The organism is Mesotoga sp. Brook.08.YT.4.2.5.2. (assembly GCF_003351125.1).
In the GTDB taxonomy this organism is placed as follows: Bacteria; Thermotogota; Thermotogae; order Petrotogales; family Kosmotogaceae; genus Mesotoga.
Genome location: NZ_JPGZ01000012.1, coordinates 15187 through 31217, shown reverse-complemented (window position 1 = coordinate 31217; position 16031 = coordinate 15187). Strand labels below are relative to the sequence as shown.

General features: G+C 48.6%; 15 protein-coding genes. 14 read left to right on the top strand and 1 reads right to left on the bottom strand.

Annotated features, from left to right (window positions below):
* Positions 1-11 precede the first annotated feature (11 nt).
* Positions 12-956, top strand: a complete 945-nt coding sequence (locus Q502_RS04560; protein WP_099829377.1) for a glycerophosphodiester phosphodiesterase family protein — start codon at positions 12-14, stop codon at positions 954-956.
* Positions 957-1064: 108 nt separating this feature from the next.
* Here Q502_RS04560 and Q502_RS04555 read toward each other — a convergent pair whose 3' ends face one another.
* Positions 1065-1988 (bottom strand): ABC transporter ATP-binding protein, encoded by a 924-nt coding sequence (locus Q502_RS04555; RefSeq protein ID WP_099829376.1) that lies wholly within the window; start codon positions 1986-1988, stop codon positions 1065-1067.
* A gap of 215 nt (positions 1989-2203) precedes the next feature.
* Here Q502_RS04555 and Q502_RS04550 point away from each other — a divergent pair, with 215 nt between their 5' ends.
* From Q502_RS04550 to Q502_RS04490, 13 genes are read left to right on the top strand one after another with little or no spacing between them, the layout of a single operon-like run.
* A complete protein-coding gene (locus tag Q502_RS04550) occupies positions 2204-3403 on the top strand; it encodes a YgeY family selenium metabolism-linked hydrolase (protein ID WP_181456424.1) in 1200 nt (399 codons plus the stop codon).
* A gap of 16 nt (positions 3404-3419) precedes the next feature.
* Positions 3420-4409, top strand: a complete 990-nt coding sequence (locus tag Q502_RS04545) for an ornithine carbamoyltransferase (protein WP_099829374.1) — start codon at positions 3420-3422, stop codon at positions 4407-4409.
* On the top strand, positions 4406-5788 hold the full coding sequence (locus tag Q502_RS04540) for a dihydroorotase family protein (protein WP_099829373.1): 1383 nt from the start codon (positions 4406-4408) through the stop codon (positions 5786-5788). The genes Q502_RS04545 and Q502_RS04540 overlap by 4 nt, the downstream gene beginning before the upstream one ends.
* Positions 5779-7077: an amidohydrolase family protein gene (locus tag Q502_RS04535; protein ID WP_099829372.1), complete on the top strand. Its 1299-nt coding sequence runs from the start codon at positions 5779-5781 to the stop codon at positions 7075-7077. The genes Q502_RS04540 and Q502_RS04535 overlap by 10 nt, the downstream gene beginning before the upstream one ends.
* Before the next feature lie 11 nt (positions 7078-7088).
* Entirely contained in the window at positions 7089-8168 is a 1080-nt protein-coding gene (locus Q502_RS04530) for a 4Fe-4S binding protein (protein ID WP_099829371.1), read from the top strand.
* Positions 8165-9397 (top strand): threonine synthase, encoded by a 1233-nt coding sequence (gene thrC / locus Q502_RS04525; RefSeq protein WP_099829370.1) that lies wholly within the window; start codon positions 8165-8167, stop codon positions 9395-9397. Before Q502_RS04530 ends, thrC begins: the two co-directional genes overlap by 4 nt.
* On the top strand, positions 9394-9870 hold the full coding sequence (locus Q502_RS04520; protein WP_099829369.1) for a (2Fe-2S)-binding protein: 477 nt from the start codon (positions 9394-9396) through the stop codon (positions 9868-9870). The genes thrC and Q502_RS04520 overlap by 4 nt, the downstream gene beginning before the upstream one ends.
* Positions 9860-10477: an NTP transferase domain-containing protein gene (locus Q502_RS04515; RefSeq protein WP_099829368.1), complete on the top strand. Its 618-nt coding sequence runs from the start codon at positions 9860-9862 to the stop codon at positions 10475-10477. The genes Q502_RS04520 and Q502_RS04515 overlap by 11 nt, the downstream gene beginning before the upstream one ends.
* A 5-nt stretch (positions 10478-10482) precedes the next feature.
* Entirely contained in the window at positions 10483-11322 is an 840-nt protein-coding gene (locus Q502_RS04510) for a xanthine dehydrogenase family protein subunit M (RefSeq protein ID WP_102819331.1), read from the top strand.
* Positions 11312-12148: a xanthine dehydrogenase family protein subunit M gene (locus Q502_RS04505; protein WP_099829366.1), complete on the top strand. Its 837-nt coding sequence runs from the start codon at positions 11312-11314 to the stop codon at positions 12146-12148. The genes Q502_RS04510 and Q502_RS04505 overlap by 11 nt, the downstream gene beginning before the upstream one ends.
* Positions 12145-12618 (top strand): (2Fe-2S)-binding protein, encoded by a 474-nt coding sequence (locus Q502_RS04500; RefSeq protein WP_102819332.1) that lies wholly within the window; start codon positions 12145-12147, stop codon positions 12616-12618. Before Q502_RS04505 ends, Q502_RS04500 begins: the two co-directional genes overlap by 4 nt.
* On the top strand, positions 12611-14923 hold the full coding sequence (locus Q502_RS04495; protein ID WP_102819333.1) for a xanthine dehydrogenase family protein molybdopterin-binding subunit: 2313 nt from the start codon (positions 12611-12613) through the stop codon (positions 14921-14923). Before Q502_RS04500 ends, Q502_RS04495 begins: the two co-directional genes overlap by 8 nt.
* Before the next feature lies 1 nt (position 14924).
* Complete coding sequence (locus tag Q502_RS04490) at positions 14925-16028, top strand: extracellular solute-binding protein (protein WP_102819334.1); 1104 nt, start codon at positions 14925-14927, stop codon at positions 16026-16028.
* The last annotated feature ends 3 nt before the right edge of the window (positions 16029-16031 follow it).

Genomic DNA, 16031 nt, shown 5'->3' with positions numbered 1-16031 from the left:
GGAGTGTGACTATGAGACTTATCTTGAAATCAATGACCATTATCGTCATTCTTCTTATTTCAACGGCACTTTCCGCGACCGTAGAGTTCGATGTACAGGGACACCGCGGCTGCAGAGGTCTCATGCCCGAGAATACTATTGCCGCCTTCACACACGCTCTGAAACTGGGCGTTGACACTATTGAACTTGACACTGTAATCACCAGTGACGGCGTTGTCGTCATTAACCATGAGCCGTATCTGAATCCACAGCGAACGAGAAAGGACGGGGAATTCATAAAGGACCGGTTATTGATAAAAGACCTTACTTTCAAAGAGCTTAGAAAGTACGACATAGGAAGAACTGTCAATCCTGAAGATTGGCCCGAACAACTTCAAATGGATGGACAGGCTATACCCTCTCTCGAAGAGGTTCTTGACCTGGTCCGGCAACACAACGAGAAGTCTGCAAAGGAAGTGAGAGTTAACATAGAGATCAAGCACTTTCCTGAGAGACCTCAGGATACCGTCGATCTTAGAGAACACGTTAGAAAAGTTCTTGAAGTTGTTTCCAGATTCGGCTTCGAAGAACTGTCAACGATACAGTCTTTCAACTGGGAAGCTATCAAGATTTCTAGGGAGTTGGAACCATCCGTTGAAACGGTCGCCCTAATTTCAAGCACAAATCTCGATAAAACTATATGGACTGCCGGTCTGAGATTGAGGAACTTCGGATTCGACATAGGGAAGATGCTTGCCAGTATCGGCTGCAGTGTCATCTCTCCTAACTACACACTCATGACCGAGGGATGGATAGAGAGCGCTCACAGATCCGGACTGAAGATCATCCCCTGGACCGTAAACGAGGTCCCGGAGATGGAGAGACTGATAGACCTTGGAGTAGATGGAATCATTACGGATTATCCCGACAGACTAATAGAACTTCTCTCGAGCAGACAGAAAAGCCTTTCTCATTAGAGAAAGGCCTCTCATAAGAACGTTTTACACATCACCAAGTAGATTATACCGCAACCAGAAGGTTTTTCGTCGCAATTTCAGCCAATATAGATGGTAAAACACACTTGATTATAGACTGAAAGACCTGGTGATGCTTATGAAAACCGAATCAAGGTCTTTGCACTCCAGTGGAAGCAGTACTGTGACATTCTCCCCTCTGAGCTTTCCACTGCAGAGTATGCGTCTCGAATCAAAAGGACCGCAGTGTTCTGGCGAGAATTCCTCCCCTTTTTCGTCCAGTTGAACATCCTGGGGTCTGAAGGACGCATCACCCACCCTGTTGACTCCCATCGAAGAAAAGAGCTCCATCACAAAATGCGAAGCCGGATCTTCGTATATCTCTGTTGGCGGGCCATGCTGAACTATTGCTTCATCATACATGACGTACACTCTATCCGCAACTGCCATCGCATCTTCGGGATCGTTCAATACTATGAGCACTGACTCTCCAAGAGCAATCAGCAGCCTCTTGATCATCAGTCTCAGCTCGGTTCTGATCTTCTTGTCGAGTCTCTCGAACGGTTCATCAAGCATGATGATGTTGAATTTCTTTACCGTCTCTCTTGCGAACGCCGTCAACTTCTTCATACCGGCCGGCAACTCTTTCGGCCAACGGTCAAGATAGCCAGAAAGGCCATCGAGTTCATCGGCTCTTCTACTTACCTTTTCATTTGCCTCCTTGTCCTTCATTACTGTGAGAGGAAAGGCAATGTTGTCATGGGTATCCATGTGGGGAAACAAGGCATTGTCCTGAAAGACAAAAGCAAGGCCCCTGAGATGGGGCTCAAGGAAAGTAACGTCCTGCCCGTTGATCTCGACAGTACCCGAGAGCGTTTCGTGTAGCCCCGCAATAGATCTTAACAGGAGAGTCTTTCCACAGCCTGATGGTCCAATCAAACCTACGATTTCGCCCTTTTCAATTGATAGATCGACAGGCCCGAGGTCGAACTTCCCGATCCTGCTTGTCAGATTCTTCACATCGAGAGTCTTCATACAATCACCCCCAAGATAAATTATAGCTTCAGAGCAAGACAAAGCCCTTCATCCTGAGACTCCCTCATGCTGAATACTTGCACTGACTTGATCGCCTTCCGTTGAGAACCGGAACGAGTCGAGCTATACTATTACCAAAGCCTCTGTCGGTTCTCTTGTTACTTTTTTTTGCAATGTATAAGAAGTTATAATAGAGAAAATACTCGTGTATAGGAGTGACAAACGTGTCAAGACATCTACTTACCAAGGCTGAATCATACCGTGAGGAACTTGCCGCTTTTCTAAGCGATCTCGTAAGCATCAAGAGCTTTTCTGCCGGTGAAAGGGAGGTTGTCCAGAGAATTCGCGAAGAGATGGACAAGGTGGGCTTCGACGAAGTCATAGTCGATGGTCTGGGAAACATCATGGGTAGAATCGGATCGGGCAAGAAAGTTATTGCCATGGACGCACATATCGATACCGTAGAAGTGGGAAATGAAAAGCTCTGGAAGGTAGATCCTTTCGGAGGAGTTGTTAGAGATGGCATAATCTACGGGAGAGGTGCTTCCGATCAAAAAGCTGGAATGGCTGCAATGGTCTACGGGGCAAAGATAATGAAAGAAGAGGGACTGCTGGGAGATTTCACTCTCTACGTTACAGGAACTGTGATGGAAGAGGATTGCGATGGCCTCTGCTGGAGGTACATAGTTCAGGAAGACGGCATTAGGCCTGACTTCGTGGTCATTACCGAACCGACGAATCTAAATATCTACAGGGGGCACAGGGGAAGAATGGAGCTTCAAATAAAAACCTCGGGGCTTTCCTGTCACGCGAGCGCACCCGAACGGGGAGTCAATGCTATCTACAAGATGGGCCGTATCATACAGGAGATAGAGAGGCTCAATGAGAGGATAAAAGATGACGCTTTCCTAGGGAAGGGGACGATAGCCGTTACTCAGATATTCTTCAAATCTCCCTCCCAAAACGCAGTAGCCGACGAATGCACCATCCAGCTAGACAGAAGGTTGACGGCGGGAGAGACAAAAGAGACGGTAGTAAAAGAACTGGAAGAGGCCATTCAAATGGCCGGGGAGCAGGCGGAGATTGTAGAACTCTTCTACGAAAGACCTTCATATACCGGAACTGTGTATCCCGTCGAGAAGTACTTCCCAACGTGGGTAATGGAAGAGGACAGCGAAATAGTGCAGAAGACCGTAAACACTTTTAGAGAAGTTTTCGGTGAGGAGCCTTTCGTTGACAAGTGGACATTCTCGACAAATGGAATAGCAACAGCAGGTGTCTTTTCGATACCGACGATCGGATTCGGGCCCGCTAACGAGATCTACGCGCACAGTCCCGATGATCAGTGCCCCATCGACCATCTGGTAAAGGCTGCGGCTATGTACGCTCTTCTTCCTTTAAGGCTTTCACAATAGATTAGGAGGTAATAGGATGAGTAGCATTTTGAGAGGCAGAGACTTCATCACCACACAGGACTTTGACAGAACGGAGATTGATCTGATGCTCGATCTGTCTTCCGATCTGAAACGGAGATTTGCAACGAGCGAACCGACCCCTTTGCTTCCTTATCAAACGGTGTTCTTGATGTTCTTCGATCAATCAACTAGAACACGCAACTCGATGGAAGCGGGAATAACACAGCTGGGCGGACACGCTCACTATCTGGACCCTTCGACGATGCAGACTGCGCACGGAGAGGTTCCTAGAGATACCGCGATGATTCTTTCGAGATACGGCCACGCAATCGCTGTAAGGCACTGCAAGTTCAAGGCGGGAAATCCTTATCTGAGATCTCTTGCCGAACACGCGGATGTCCCAATTCTGAATCTGCAGGATGATGTCTATCATCCTATGCAGGTTATGGCCGATATGATGACGATTAGAGAGAGATTTGGAACGAATCTCAACGGCCTGAAGGTCGCGATAACATGGGCTTATGCCGAAAGCCATCTCAAGCCTCTTTCCGTTCCACAGTCCCAGATTCTTCTCTTCACGAGATACGGTATGGACGTGAAGTTAGCGTATCCGAAGGGCTTCGATTTGATGCCCGACATAGTTGATCAGGCAAAGCAAAACGCCGAGAACAGCGGGGCCAAGTTCGATATACTTCACGACATGGATGAGGCATTCAAAGATGCAGATATTGTGATTCCGAAGTCATGGGGTGGCTTCTACGTCTCAGAAGATCCTCAGGAGATCATGGAAGAAGTGAGAAAGAATAAAGACTGGATTTGCACACCCGAGAGAATGAAGCTTGCAAATAGGAGAGCGGTCTACATGCATGCTCTTCCCGCGGATAGGGGCAGAGAGGTCGTCGACGAGGTAATAGACGGTCCTCAGTCAATCGTTATAGACGAGGCGGAGAACAGACTTCACACAGCTAAGGCTGTAATGGCGCTTACTATGGGCGGAAGACCGTGACTTTTGACCTTGCCCTGGAAAACGGTACGATTTGCGCAGGAGACAGTGTCTTTCCTGCCAATCTCTATGTTTCGGGCGAGGAAATCGCGGCGATATCTGCAACCCGGAGCAGTTTCCCGTCACGCGAGATCCTTGACTGCTCCGGATTGTTTCTCTTGCCGGGATTCATCGATCCTCACGTACACCTTTCGTTGAATCTGGGAAGATATACGTCCGTTGACGACTTCGATTCGGGATCTGCTCTTGCAATCAGCGGGGGAGTAACCACGCTGATTGATTTTCTCGATCCCGTTTCCAGTCTTTTAGACTTTGAGAAAGCAAAGAAGAGTCGAATGCAGACGGCAGCAGACAGCAGGATAGATTACGCTTTCCACGTAACGCTTGCAGGAAGTCCTGGATTTTCCGCCGAAGAGATAGCCAGAGCTGCAATAGCCGAGAAGATGCCTTCTATAAAAATCTTCACGACATATAGTTCTTCCGATCGCAGAACAAGCGACGGAATGATCCTCAACCTGCTTTCGCTCTCAAGAAAGCTTGGGTTCGTTCTGCTGGCCCATGCGGAAAACGATGAAATAATAACTGAGACCGTTTCCGGTTTCGTAAGTCCTACTTTCAAAGATCTCTCGGATTTGAGACCGACTATTAGCGAGATGACCGAAGTAGTCAAGCTTGCCTTGATGTCTATGGACAAACAGGGCCAGCTGTACATCGTACATCTTTCCAGCGGCGAAACCGCAAAGACTCTCGGCTCGATCAATGTCAACTGGAAAGACTCTACAAGACTTGAAACCTGTCCTCAGTACCTACTGCTGGACAATAGCCCGCTACTCGGCGAGCAAGGTTATCTTAATACTTACTGCCCCCCTCCAAGGAGCGCACAGGAGAGACTGCTTCTTGTCTCTTCGTTGAGAGAGGGGGAGATCTCATCGATGGGCACGGATCACTGTCCATTCCTTAGGCAAGAGAAACTCGAGAATCGAGATGACTATTTGTCGATGCCGAACGGCTCTGGATCGCTAGGCCTATCCTTTTCCACCGCAAACACTTTGCTTGAAGGCGACCTCACAAGAGTCTCTTCTCTGCTTTCAACAAACGCGGCCAAGACGTTCGGATTGTTTCCAAAGAGAGGGCTGCTGGCTCCCGGATCTATCGCAGATATCGCCGTTGTCGATAAGGATGCAGAGATTACCGTCTCAAGATCGCCTTTCACAAGATCCGACCACTCTCTTTTCGATGGCATGAAGCTAAAGGGAAGGGTGGAAGCGGTAGTTCAAAGAGGCAGAGTCGCCTACAAAGACGGTGAAGTTCTGCTTCCCAGGGCTTCGGGACGCTTCATCGAACGCGAATCAATTCGTTGGGAGGATGCTTCATGCAAATAAATGGAGTTTCTATTTTCACAAATGATGGAGAATTCATAGAAAAGGGATACGTGAGGGTAGAGAACGGGGAGATTGTGAAGGTCTCTTCAGGCGAAAGCAGCTATGATGGCGAGAATCTGCACTTAGACGGAAAGCTCTTGATGCCTTCGCTGGTAAATGCCCATACGCATATTTACTCAACTTTCTCTCGCGGATTGGGGGTCTCTCCCTTCAATCCATCCTCGTTCACAAAACTGCTGGAAGAGTTGTGGTGGAGACTGGATAAAGCCCTTACTCTTGAAGATCTTGAGATCTCGGCTTATGTGGCTTCAATCGAGTCGCTTAAGGCAGGCGTTACATCTCTCTTCGACCACAACTCTTCGCCAAACGCGATAGATGGTTCTCTGGAGAGAATCGCCGCTTCCGTCAACGATGTCGGTTTGAGGTACTGTGGAGCTTATGAGGTCTCGGACAGAGACGGATTGGAAAAACGTGACAGGGGAATAAGAGAGAATCTCGAGTTCAGCAGGGAGTCGACGCAGTACAAGAAAGGGGTTTTCGGTTTCCACGCTTCCCTCACTCTCTCAAAAGAGACACTGTCGCTGGCTTCAAAAGAGATAGCTGGTAAGCTTCCCATACACGTTCATGTTGCAGAGGGCCCCGAGGACCAGGAGCACACGATTGGCGTATATGACCAGAGAGTACTGGAGCGCTTCCATAGAGCCGGGCTCATGACAGAGAACTCAATCTACGCCCACTGCATTCACACTACACCATCTGAAAGGGGCCTGATAAAGAACACAAAGGGCTACATCGTGGTAAATTGCCAGTCGAATATCAACAATGGTGTTGGATTTCCTGAATGGAAACGCTTTAGAGAAGAAGGAGCTGCAGTGCTGGTAGGAAACGATGGTTACGGATTCAATCTCAGCAACGATGTAAGGTTCATGATTCTCGGTCCTCACTACATCCAGCGCGATCCGAAAGCCAGCTATTCAGGAGATCTAAGCCCTTCTCTCTTTGGAGCAAACTACGAACTTGCAACCAGAACGTTTGGAGCAAACATTGGAACGATTCGCGAGGGAAGCTCCGCAGATCTGATCGTACTCAACTACCGAAGTCCGACCGAAATCACGGCAGAGAATTTCGTGGATCATTTCTTCTTTGGAATCTGCGACAACATTTCGGTAAGCGATGTGTTCGTCGGTGGCGAGAGGGTCCTAGCGCAAGGAGTACCGACAAAAGTCGACGAAGAGATTATTTATAGAGAGGCAAGAAGGTTGTACAAAGCATTTGAGAAGAGATTCTAGGAGGTGCTTTCGTGAATCTTTCGACAGAAGTGGCGGGTATTTCCCTTAAGAATCCATTGATGCCTGCCTCCGGTCCTCTTACAGGGGATCATAGGAAGATGCTCGCACTGGAAGCCATGGGAGTCGGAGCTATGGTTACGAAGACGATATCTACAGTAGCAGCTAAGGTCCCGAGACCTTGCATAGTAGCGGATAAGGACTTCGTAATCAATACTGAGCTTTGGAGCGAGTTCCCTCCTGACATGTGGTTTGAGGAGTTTCTACCGCAATACAAGAAATCATCAAGTCTTCCTCTGATAGTCAGTCTAGGTTACTCACCTGAAGATCTTCGAAAGCTGGTCCCGTTATTCTCAAGGTTTGCAGATGCTTTCGAGCTGTCTACTCATTACGTCGCCGATGACCCTTCGCTTATGAAGGAGTTGGTCTCTGCCGTTAAGGAAGGCACGGACAAGCCGGTCTTTCTGAAGTTCGACCCATCTGTGCCTGATCCGGCTGAAATGGCAAAGGCCGTCCAGGACTCCGGTGGCGACGGAATCGTTGCAATAAACTCGCTTGGACCGGTCTATCCGCTGGACAGGAGGGTGAATCGTTCGTTTTTGGGAAGCAGCGATGGGTTTGGCTGGATAAGCGGTCCCGTAATCAAGAAGCTTTCCCTCTCATCCGTAAGGAGAATACGCGAGGGCTGTTCTCTGCCGATTATAGGTGTCGGTGGCATTCAAAGCGCAGATGATGTAATTGACTTTCTCTCTTGCGGCGCATCCGCGGTGCAGATGCTTTCTGGAGCTCTGATAAAAGGCAAAGACCTCTTCAAAAGGATAGTAGACACTCTTCCGTCGGCTCTCGAGAAGAGAGGGTTCGATAGTGTAATAGATGCGATCGACTCTGCTGAAATACAGAAAGAGTCCTTTGAGGTGAGAAATCCGCTTATCGATCACGAGAAATGTACCAGATGCGGATTGTGTGTTGCGGTTTGCCCTTACTTTGCACTGAGGTTGGATGAGAAAGTGGAAGTGGATCCGTCTGAGTGTTTCGGTTGCGGGCTTTGCGAATCTCGCTGTCCCGTTAGCGCCATCGGGGGTGTACTGGTTTGAGCAAATATCTTCTGAAGTGCATCACTTGTGGTAAGGAATTCGCAATAGACGAAGTAGACTACTACTGCCCCGATTGCGGTGATCGTAAGGGGACCCTCGAAGTCGTATACGATTTTGCGCTTGTGAGGAAAAAATTTGAGTTCAGTTTGACTTCTCTTCAAAAGAGGGGAATCTGGGCCTTTGACTTCCTTTTGCCGTTTGAAGGGAAAATCGATTTCCCGGAGCTGCTTGTTGGCAATACACCGCTCTACAAGAGTCGTTCTCTTTCGAGGAAATACGGAATTCGGGAAGTCTTGATAAAAGACGACGGAAGAAACCCGACAGCATCTTTCAAAGACAGGGCAAGCGCCATTGCTGTAGCAAAGGCAGTGGAAAAGGGGTTCGACACCATCTTCTGTGCCTCGACGGGAAATGCAGCCAGTTCTCTATCGGGACTTTCGGCCGTATCCGGCTTGAAGAGCGTTATCTTCGTGCCTTCAACCGCCCCTGTGGCGAAAATCACACAACTGCAGGTGTATGGTTCAAAGATTCTTGCGATAGAAGCAAGTTATGACAGAGTATTCGATCTCTCTATGGAGATAGGGATGTCTATGGGTTGGTATTGCAGAAACAGCGCGATCAATCCCTATCTACTGGAAGGGAAGAAAACCTGCGCGTTGGAACTCGCTTTCGAGATGGAGGACGATCTCCCTGATTTCATATTCGTTTCGGCCGGCGACGGGACTGTTCTCTCAAGTTTCTACAAGGGCTTTGAGGATATGAAGGAGTTGGGTCTCATCGAGAAAGTTCCGAAGATAGCCGGAATCCAGGCCGAAGGCTCTGCTGCGATCAAGAAGACCTATGAAGCGGGCTTCCCTTTCGAACCGATCGATCTTGAAGCAACCACAGTAGCCGACAGCATATGTGTTGGAAAACCAAGAGACGTCATAAAGGCCTGTCACTACACAGAAGCGCATGACGGTCTCCTTCTCTCGGTTTCGGACAACGAAATCCTTGAGAGTATAATAGAACTTGCGAGGGAAACCGGAGTGTTCGCCGAACCGGCCGGTGCAACTGCATTTGCGGGCTTCAAGAAGGCTAGGAAGCTTGGACTCGTAGGTGAAAAGGACCGAGTAGTGATAGTTGTCACCGGCAACGGACTTAAGGACCTCAAGAACGTTTCTGCGGTTCTTCCCGAAGTACGGATTCTGCCGCCGGATAGAGATGCAATCGAGGAGGCACTGAAATGAAGATCAGCTTCATTCTAAACAATGAGAAGCATACACAGGAAGTAAGAGAAGATATGCGATTACTCGATTTTCTGCGTGATGAAATGGGGCTTACCGGAACAAAGGAAGGCTGCGGTGAGGGAGAGTGTGGAGCATGCACGGTCATTATTGATGGCAAAGCAGTCAACTCCTGCCTGGTTCTTGTTCCCGAAATCGACGGTTCAGAAGTGGTTACAATCGAAGGTCTTTCCAGGAGCGGCGAACTCGACCCGATTCAGCAGACTTTCATTGATGAGGGGGCGGTCCAATGTGGATTCTGTACGCCGGGGATGATAATGTCGGCGAAAGCCCTTCTGGACAGAAATTCAGCCCCAAGTGATGAAGACATTATGGAAGCCATAGAGGGAAATCTCTGCAGATGCACAGGTTACTACAAAATTATCCAAGCAATCCGTAAATCGGCAGAGAGCCTCGCTAAGACAGATGAAAAGTGATTCCATAGTACTGCTACTTCTGGCTGCAGGAGAGTCGAGACGCTTTGGCAGTGAGAAGCTTCTTGCGGACTTCGCAGGCAAGCCGATTCTGCAGTGGTCGCTGGACAGTTTTGGAACCATCGACGCAATGGGCAAGATTCTTGTGGTCAATCCTGATTTTGAACCGGAGATGTTTGAGATCGGATCGTTCCAGACGGTGATAAACGAGAACTACAAAGATGGGATTTCAACCAGCATCGTCAGGGGACTCAGAGAGTGCCCCGACAGCTGCGAAGGAATCGTTCTGGCCCTTGCAGACATGCCATTGATTACCAAAGAGGATGTGGAACGCCTGGCAGGTTCGGTAACCACTGAAGACGAGATGGTCTCCTACGTCTTTGAGGGAAAGAAAGGCTTTCCGACATATATTTCTAGAAAGGTCTTTTCCCGACTATCCAGAATAACCGGCGATAGAGGTGCATATCAACTGGTGAAAAGCGGGCTTGCCAAGATGCGCGAGATCGAAGGCCGAAGTCACAATGTCTTCGATATTGATATTCCGGAGAGTATGAATTGTACAGACCATGGTTTAGGTATTACAGATAGCAATGGAGGATTCCGGAGGTGAAAGAGATGTCATTCAGTGTCCTTATGCCGACAAGTGAAGAGGAACTCATGTCGATTCTCTCCAGAAGCGACTGCAATATTCTCGCAGGCGGAACCGACCTACTTGTAAAAATCAGGTTGAAACGCATAGCGCCAAAAAATGTCGTGAGCCTGAGACATTTGAGGAGTTTCGGCAAGATAGAAGACCTCGGCGACTCAATAAGGGTCGGATGCAAAGTAACGATGTCCGAGCTTTTGAGTAACGAGACAATTGGAGAAGATAGCAAAATATTGAAGATGGCTTTGAGAGAAGTAGGCAGCCCACAGATCCGAAACAGAGCAACTCTCGTAGGGAACGTTGTCAATGCATCTCCTGCAGGCGATTCAATCGTTGCTCTCTTGCTCTCAAACGCGACTTTGCAGATTGTGGGCCAGTACGGGGAGAGAATTCAGAGTCTAGCCGACTTCATCAAAGGTCCGGGAGTGACATCTCTTTCAAAAGGCGAGTTTGTAAGATCCATAACTTTCGAGAAAACCGGGGGGTTCTTTCCTCAGTTCTACAAAGTTGGTCAGCGAAGTTCTATGGCCATAGCAATAGCTTCGGTAGGCTCCTTGATATCTGAATCGGAAATCAGACTCGCATTCGGCTCGGTAGCTCCCGTTGTAGTTGTTCCGAAAGAGGCGTGCGAATATTATTCGAGTGAAAGGAGCTCGTTCGATGAATCGAAATTCGTCGAACTGGCCATGAAGCGCGTCTCACCCATAGATGATGTTCGAGCAAGTCAGTGGTACAGAACTACCGTTATCAGAAATCTAGTTTTCAGAACCCTAAAAGTCTGGAGAAAGAGGGGATATAATGCTGTCTAACGTGAATGAGTACTTCAGACCGGAAACCGTCGAGGAGGCATTTGAACTCATGCAACGCGACAGAGATCATTCGATATTCCTTTCCGGAGGTACGATTGTAGCTCTTATGGAGTCTTCAAGAATCGAGAAGATCATCGATCTGAAATCTCTAAGGCTTGACACGGTATCGATCACCGAAGATGAAATAGTAGTCGGCGCCTCAACGACAGTCGAGTCTTTCAGAAAGGACCCACTGATAAGAAGGGAATTCGGAGATTTCTTTTACGACGCCTTCTCTTTAGTAGGCTCATGGCAGATTAGAAATATGGCGACTATCGGCGGCTCAATCGCCCCAAAACTTGGATGGTCGGACGTAAGCACCTGTCTTCTCGCTGCCGGCTCAAGTCTCATGATCTACGGGGTCGATGGTTACCAGCGAATGCTGATCTCTGATTACTTCTCGCTACCGGCAGGTGAAAAACCTCTGATCACTCACGCGATTCTTAAGAAAGACGGCTGGTTCACGGCCTTCGAGAAATTCTCGAAGACTACTTTCGATATTGCGACGGTCAATGTAGGCCTTTCGATCAGACCGGAGCACGGGAGAATAAGAGCGGCCAGAGTTGTTTGCGGATCTAGACCGCAGTATCCGGCAAGGTTTGAAAGTGTCGAAGCGGCAATGGTGGATCTAGAGATAAACGATGTGATGCCTTCAATAGTAAGAAGTCTCGTTTATGAGAGCTTTATTGGGGGCTCGAATATGACCGCCTCCTTCGAGTACAGAAAGCACCTTGCTTCAGTGCTGGCCCAGAGAGCTGCTGAAAAACTGAAGGGGATGATTTTATGAGAATTGCCTTTACTGTGAACGGAAGACTTCATGAACTCGATATTGACCCCGGTGAGTATCTGCTTGAAGTACTAAGGAGGATAGGCTATAAGAGCGTCAGAAGAAGCTGCAATTCTGCAAGTTGCGGAACTTGTACCGTTCTCCTGAATGGAAAGCCGATACTTTCATGTTCAACTTTTGCGGTTTCTATTGATGGTCAGAACATTGAGACCGTCGAAGGCATGGCCGATGGAGACAAGTTGCATCCAATCCAGGAGGCCATTCTCGAAGAGGGCGGAGCTCAGTGCGGATACTGTATCCCCGGGGTAGTAATGACGGGAGAAGCTCTGCTAAGAGAAAACCCGGATCCTTCCGACGAAGAGATAAGGCTCGCGCTCAACGGGAACATCTGTAGATGCACGGGATATGAGCCTCAGAATCGAGCCATAAAAAAGGCGGCCCAAGTGATGCGAGGTGAAATCGATGAATGATTCCTTCATGACGATCGGAAAATCAATGAAGAAAGTAGACGGTCTCGCAATAGTGAGGGGAAAGCCGGCATATACACCAGACTATGATATGCCGGATGCTCTAGTTGTCAAACTTCTCAGGTCTCCTCATGCCCACGCAATTATTAGGAGTATCGACAGCTCTCAGGCTTTGAGCATACCGGGTGTAGTCGGCATCTTCACCTACCAAGATGTGGAGAGAGTTCCTTACACCAGAGCAGGTCAGGGATACCCAGAACCCTCTCCTTACGATACTTATCTCTTGGACAGAAAGGTTAGGTACGTTGGCGACCCTGTGGCAGTCGTAGCAGCAACTACCGAAAAAGCGGCTCTCAAGGCACTAAGAAAGATCAAGGTCGAGTACGAGACCCTGGATGCGGTTTTTGATATGAAGGAAGCCTCAAAAGAGGGCTCTCCGATAATTCATGATGAAAGCGACTGCTCGGGTGTCTACGACAAATCCAGAAATATCGCCGCTCACTTCGTGATGGATATCGGAGACGTTGAGAAGACCCTCGAAGAGTGCGAATTCGTTATCAGAAGAACATATCATGTGGACACTCAGCTGCATGCTGCACTGGAACCACACAACGCTCTCACTTATCTTGATCCTGTCGGAAGACTAGTAGTTATCTCGTCCACTCAAGTGCCTTTTCACTGCCGAAGAATTCTCTCTCGAATACTGAAGAAGCCAATTGCAGAAATCAGAGTCATAAAGCCGCGAATCGGCGGAGGATTTGGAGGTAAGCAATCGGTAATCGCAGAGCCTTACGCCGCTCTCGTTACTCTCAAGACCGGTAAACCCGCAAGAATTGCTTATACAAGAGAGGAAGTCTCGATGGCAACGAATATTCGCCACGAGATGAGCTACGATGTTATCGTCGGAGCGGCTGGAGATGGAAAGATCAAGGCCATTTCACTTCACGGAATCTCAAATACTGGGGCCTATGGAGAACACTGCCTTACAACTTTCATGGTCTCGGGATCAAAAACGTTGCCTCTGTACAACAAGGTCGACGCTGTACACTTCGGCGGAGACATAGTTTATACGAACCTCCCTCCTGCAGGAGCTTATAGAGGTTATGGAGCGCCTCAAGGGCTCTTTCCTCTCGACTGTGCTATCGATGAACTTGCCTATGAGATGAAGATGGATCCGCTGAAGCTCAAAGAGATGAACTCCATAAGAGAGGGCGAAACCTCTCCAATATTTGAAATCATGGGTGAGGGAAGGGAAGGCGTCCCTCAAATAATGAGGAGTTGCAAGCTTCAGGAGTGCATCGATCTTGGAAGAAAGGCAATTGGCTGGGACAGTAAGTGGGGAAAGAAGAAGAGAAATGGAAACAAGGTTCGCGGGGTTGGCTGTGCTCTTGCAATGCAGGGTTCGGGTATCCCGAAAATCGATATGGGCGCTGCCACTATCAAGATGAATGAAGACGGCTCATTCAATCTACTTGTGGGAGCTACGGACCTTGGCACTGGAAGCGACACAATCCTTGCTCAGATTGCCGCCGAGGTTCTAACGGTGCCTCTGGAGAAGATCATCGTCTATTCATCAGACACGGATCTGACTCCCTTTGACGTTGGCGCTTATGCGTCAAGTACAACTTATGTCTCCGGAAATGCCGTTAGGCTTGCTGCCGAGAAGGTAAAGGAAAGGCTTCTTGATCTGGCGGCCGTGTACTTCGAAAAAGACAGGTCTGAACTGACTTTAGAATCTGCCGAAGTCCGCTCAAGAGACGGCTCATCAGTCTCCCTGTCAGAACTCTGCACCATGCATATGTACACCTTCAATCAGCAGCAGATTTCAGAGTCGGCCTCCTATGTGGGTGAAGAGTCCCCGCCACCGTTCGCCGCAAGCTTCGCTGAAGTTGAGATTGACACAGATACCGGAAAAATCACACTGGTCAACTTCGTTTCATATGCCGACTGCGGTCTCGCACTGAATCCAGTACAGGCAATGGGTCAACTTGAAGGCGGTTCGATGCAAGGCATCGGCTGGGCGCTGTACGAAGACATCATCTACGGCAAGGACGGAAGAATGTTGACTAATGATTTCTTCACCTACAAGGTTCCCTCAAGAATGGACTACGGGAAGCTTACATGCGGTCTCGTCGATAGTTACGAGCCGACGGGCCCGTTTGGAGCGAAGAGCATAGGAGAAATAGGTATCGACACACCGATTCCAGCAATCTCCAATGCAATCTTTGATGCTGCGGGCATCCGACTGAGACACGCGCCATTCAAGAGCGAAAGAGTTCTATTCGAGATACTGAATATGGAGGTGTGAAATGAAAAAAACGGCAACATTCTTATTCGTGATACTGCTCTGCTCGTTTACATTTGGAATCACCTTCTGGGTGAGCTGGGAAGGAGAGGATTTCTACAGGGCGGCGGCCGGTAGATTTTCAGAGAAGACGGGGATTCCGGTTGAGATTGTCTACTTCCCGAAGATCGAGGAGAAACTCAATGTGAGCTTGAAGACAGGCGACTTGCCTGATGCTGTGATGATAAAGGATACTTATGTCGGCGACGTGGCAGCCTCGAAAAGGAATCTGCCTATCCCGGAATCTGCGCTGAGAGACCACCCCGAGAGATATCTGAGTGCCTTCACCTGGAACGGTGAAGTCAGCGCTGTTCCCTACTATGCAGACAGTCAAGTCGCCTTCATCAATCTGGATGCCTTTGAAGAAGCAGGCTTGAATCTCGAAGATGACTTCGACTTCGTACAGTTCGAGATAATAAAGGAGAAGCTCACAGGGATAGTTGACTATCCTATTGCATTCGATTTCACGTCACCCTACATAATGTTTCCCTATGTCTCGGCACTTCTGAGAGGAGAGGAGAGGGCTGCTCTCAAGATCGGAAGTCCCGAGAGCAAGGAGACTGTATCGATCGTGAAGAGCTATTTCGATTCAGGTGTGATCTCCAGACTTGAAAGGGCGGCCATGAATGGGCTTTTCAGACAGGGAAAGATTGGCGTGATGCTTCAAGGCAGCTATATGGCGGAGAAGTTCAGAGAGAAGGGCCCTAGATTCGCGATGCTTCCCTTTCCCAATCTACAGGGGATAGAGGTAAGAGGAGTTATCGATTCAAAAGGTTTTGCTCTCTTCAACAGCGATACTTATGAACAGTGCATGAGCTTCATAGCCTACCTTGGGGAGCAGAGCGAAGAGTTCTTCATACAATGCGACAAGTACCCGCTTTTTGGGTCAGGCTGGCTTCCAGAGCTTGGAGAAATCGTCAATAAAGGAGAATTCATGCCAAATTTTCCAGGATATCAGACACTGTTGTTTGAGGCTCTGGAACCCGCTTTACAGGCAATATTTAGTGGAGCTATGACCGTCGATCAGGCCTTGACGGGTGCACAATCCTACATTGACTCTGTCCGGTAGTTA

Excerpts from the sequence above, each read along its gene's own strand:
- Q502_RS04560 (WP_099829377.1), top strand. The coding sequence starts at position 12 with ATGAGACTTATCTTGAAATCAATGACCATTATCGTCATTCTTCTTATT.
- Q502_RS04555 (WP_099829376.1), bottom strand. The coding sequence starts at position 1,988 with ATGAAGACTCTCGATGTGAAGAATCTGACAAGCAGGATCGGGAAGTTC.
- Q502_RS04545 (WP_099829374.1), top strand. The coding sequence starts at position 3,420 with ATGAGTAGCATTTTGAGAGGCAGAGACTTCATCACCACACAGGACTTT.
- Q502_RS04535 (WP_099829372.1), top strand. The coding sequence starts at position 5,779 with ATGCAAATAAATGGAGTTTCTATTTTCACAAATGATGGAGAATTCATA.
- Q502_RS04520 (WP_099829369.1), top strand. The coding sequence starts at position 9,394 with ATGAAGATCAGCTTCATTCTAAACAATGAGAAGCATACACAGGAAGTA.
- Q502_RS04515 (WP_099829368.1), top strand. The coding sequence starts at position 9,860 with ATGAAAAGTGATTCCATAGTACTGCTACTTCTGGCTGCAGGAGAGTCG.
- Q502_RS04510 (WP_102819331.1), top strand. The coding sequence starts at position 10,483 with ATGTCATTCAGTGTCCTTATGCCGACAAGTGAAGAGGAACTCATGTCG.
- Q502_RS04505 (WP_099829366.1), top strand. The coding sequence starts at position 11,312 with ATGCTGTCTAACGTGAATGAGTACTTCAGACCGGAAACCGTCGAGGAG.
- Q502_RS04500 (WP_102819332.1), top strand. The coding sequence starts at position 12,145 with ATGAGAATTGCCTTTACTGTGAACGGAAGACTTCATGAACTCGATATT.
- Q502_RS04495 (WP_102819333.1), top strand. The coding sequence starts at position 12,611 with ATGAATGATTCCTTCATGACGATCGGAAAATCAATGAAGAAAGTAGAC.
- Q502_RS04490 (WP_102819334.1), top strand. The coding sequence starts at position 14,925 with ATGAAAAAAACGGCAACATTCTTATTCGTGATACTGCTCTGCTCGTTT.